This window comes from Bacteroidota bacterium, from assembly GCA_034439655.1.
GTDB lineage: Bacteria > Bacteroidota > Bacteroidia > UKL13-3 > UKL13-3 > CANJUD01.
The window spans coordinates 1-3,495 of the sequence record JAWXAU010000033.1 but is presented as its reverse complement, the minus strand read 5'-3'; the positions used below and the strand labels follow the sequence as shown (position 1 = coordinate 3,495).

General features: G+C 41.7%; 3 protein-coding genes. All 3 read right to left on the bottom strand.

From position 1 onward, the window contains the following. Positions 1-112 precede the first annotated feature (112 nt). Positions 113-1,357 carry a Glu/Leu/Phe/Val dehydrogenase dimerization domain-containing protein gene (locus SGJ10_02125; protein MDZ4756921.1) on the bottom strand — a complete coding sequence of 415 codons (1,245 nt, stop codon included), beginning with the start codon at positions 1,355-1,357 and terminating at the stop codon, positions 113-115. 95 nt (positions 1,358-1,452) lie between these two features. Beyond that, complete coding sequence (locus SGJ10_02120; GenBank protein MDZ4756920.1) at positions 1,453-1,824, bottom strand: Rieske 2Fe-2S domain-containing protein; 372 nt, start codon at positions 1,822-1,824, stop codon at positions 1,453-1,455. Positions 1,825-1,960: 136 nt separating this feature from the next. Further along, the gene (locus tag SGJ10_02115; GenBank protein ID MDZ4756919.1) at positions 1,961-3,076 is read right to left on the bottom strand and encodes a hypothetical protein; all 1,116 of its coding nucleotides are present in this window, start codon (positions 3,074-3,076) and stop codon (positions 1,961-1,963) included. Positions 3,077-3,495 lie beyond the last annotated feature (419 nt).

The following is a 3,495-nucleotide window of genomic DNA, read 5'->3' as shown; positions in this document are numbered from 1 at the left end:
TTCGCTAAAAAGCCTTGCAGCAAAATCAACGACCTAATTGCAAAAAATACTGATTTATAGTAAGTTTAACAAGTTTATTTAGTTTATGAGCAGACCCTAAATATATAGTCCTTTATACCAAAGTACTCAGCGACATTTCCAATGCTTTTTTCGACAAGCCCGTTTGGCGTTGGTTAAATTGGTTAAGTCGTGTAAGTGCTTTTCTAATGGTTTCTGATGCATCCTTAAAAATAGCCTCATCGGTAAGTGCTACATTCTCTTGCATAAGATAGGCAAACACACGAGCCATGCCACAGTTGGCTATAAAGTCGGGGACTACGCCAGTATGGTCATCTATATAATCGGCTATAGGGCCTATAAATATTTCTGCGTCGGCAAAGGGAACATTCGCACCACAAGCAATTACTTCTATGCCCCCTGCTACTAGTTTCTCGCACTGCTCTTGAGTTACCAAACGCGATGCTGCTGCAGGTATAAATATTTCGCAACCGAGGTCCCACACTTGTGCCTGTGTTTCTTCAAATGATAAAAGATTGTCGGCTACCAAAGTATTGCTTTGCTTATCGTGAAATAGTTTGCCTACTTGCTCGAATGATAATCCTTTTCTTTCTATAATTCCACCGCTACGGTCTATAATCCCTACAATGCTGGCACCCATCTTTGCCAAGTACCAAGCAGCGGCGGCACCTACATTGCCCCAGCCTTGTACTACCGCATTTTTACCAACTATACTCCCACCCCATATATTATAATAATGGCGAACCGACTCAGCCACACCCCAGCCTGTTATCATATCGGCTACGGTATAGCCCTTGGCCACATCGGGCGAAAATAGGGCGTTATCCAATACTTTGGAAACACCTATTTGTAGTTGCTCTATTCTTTTTTTCTTGGAGTCCCCATCGGCTTTCAAATGGCCATTCACCACTCCTTCTTGTGGGTGTAGCAATCCATACGAAGATGTAATAGGAATTACTTCGTGTATCTCGTCTACATTCAAATCGCCGCCTGTGCCGTAATAGGTTTTGAGCAAAGGCATCACGGCTTGATACCAACGCTTAAGCACCCCTTCTTTCCGAGGATCTGCTGGGTCGAAGTTGATACCCGATTTGGCTCCTCCTATATTTGGGCCACATATACTAAACTTCACTTCCATGGTTTTGGCCAAGGATTCTACTTCGCGTTGGTCTAGCCCTTTACGCATGCGTGTGCCACCACCAGCAGCACCGCCACGCAGGCTGTTTATCACTATCCAACCACGGGCTTCTGTTTCGCGGTCGTTCCATTCAAATACGATTTCTGGTTTTTTGTGTTCGAAGGTTTCAAGGAGTTTCTTGAAGGGAATATTATAATTCATTTTTAATTTTACAATTGTTATTTTTAATTTTAGTTACGCGTTGCCAGAGTTGCTTTCGGCGAATGGTCTCGCAACTGGCCACTCACAACCCGCAACTATTTCTTAAAAATCGTTTTCCACCACGGCTGGTTGTCATCTCTGTGTTTATCGAGGGTTATCCATACGCCGTCGTGGCGGGTTTCTGTGGTAAAGGTTTCTACATAATCGCCCTGCTCGGGGTTTCCTTGTCCTGTTTTCATATCATACTTGTAGCGGTGGTGAGGGCATTCTACCTTGCCCTCGGGGGTACATTTGCCCAAGCCTAGGCGGCCGCTCGCATGGGGGCATTTATCTGACACTGCAAAATATCCATCGGGCAATCTGCCCAAGCATATCAGTTTATTGTTTACCTCAACAGTGCGAACACTATAGATGGCTTGTGGTTCGGCTCCGTCCATCACAAAATCATATATTTTGAACCATTTCATATAAAGGATCGCAAAATTAAGGGACGACGGGGGATTTTTGGGAGATTAGTTGTGGCGGGGGCAAGGATAAATTATATTCGATGACAAAAAAAAACGCCCCTCTCGGAGCGTTCTATATACTGAGTCACAAGCAAAATTATTTTTTATTGGGTTCGTACCTATCGCGTGAGTTAAAGCCGAAGGAAAGACCAAACTGAACACTGTGGCGGCTGGGCACTATGTAGGCATTTAAAGGTATATTAAGTTTGCCTGACTTAAAAGTGCGACCTGCGGCAATTACAAATGAAGAAGTAAACTGCGGGGTGCCTCGGCTATCCAGCCTTCTTATTATATTGTTAGAAGAAACCATTCCGAAATTGTCGCCAAGGGTCCAGTTGCCTGCGGCATCGTAATATCCGTATGCAAATTTGGCCACGGTAAGTGATGGTCCAAATGCTATTTCCCATCCGTTTTTATTGTTACGCAAGCCGTTCATTATAACTAAGCTAACAAAAGCTTTACCTTGGTCAAGCCCTGTTATCATAGGTACGAATTCAAACAATGCTTGGAAGTTGCCCGAGTTGAGGTATTGTTTTTCGAACTGGTAGCCAAACTGAAACATGACTGGGGTAAGATTATAACCACCATCGGCTGGTTTGGCTTTCAGTCGGTTGCCTTTTTCTCCCGCGAAGGCCGCAAAACCCATTCGTGGGCCATCGCTGCGTAGGCGTAATTGATAAGGATTGTTTAGTTCGTTGGCAAAATCATTTGGCTTGGTAAGTTTGGAAACAATGAGGGTATCGTTTTTAATGCCCAATAGGTTGTTCATTGATATTTGCAACATCTTGCGGAGCTCGGTATTAATATCCAAAAACTCGGATACTTCCACTTTGGCAAACTTCTTTTCTCTGATGTCCCAAATTTTGAGGGTAATGATAATCTGTCCACCCATGTTTTTGATATTGCCCGTGAGCAATTGTGATACTCCTAATTGTTCGCCTAGCAGCGAGAGGCAGGAGGTGCTGTAGCAATTGCGGTATTGATTGGTACTGTCGTTTTTAATTTTGTACTCCAGTTCGTACTTGTCCATTACTTCGTACTGGCTCGACCGTTCCAATTCTATAAGCACCATATCGGCCACTTGGTTTCGTTGGGTTTCGAATGTTGAACTGCGACAGTCTATACTGTGCAAGGCAATGGTTGCATTTAAACTTTGTGCTTGTGCAATGTTGCTTATAGTTAAAGCAAGGATTGCTGTTTTGATAATTTTCATGTTTGTAGTTTTTATTAATTTTTATACTGCAAACAACTTGGTGAACGGATTCTCAAAAATCTCGCTTTTTGCAAAAAAAAAGCTATTTTTTGCATTTTTTGCAAAAACTACAAATGGCGAATCTGTCATTTATCCCGTCTCTTATAGCGTTTGCAATGCGATATTCAACCCGCCCTTTTCAAAAGTAATATCAATATATCATTAAACAAGCCAAAAGACACCGTATTATTAATAATAAAGAGTGATTTATATAACTTTTTAAAAGAGTTGTGTAAAGTTAGTAATACCCAAGGGGCTTAGTTTTGAAAAAAGCTACTTACACATTGCTTTTATGGAAAAAAGTAATATCAAAAAGAACATATTTTCTAAAGGAATTGACCAGTATTTATATAATATATATAGTGCTTATAAATTTATTA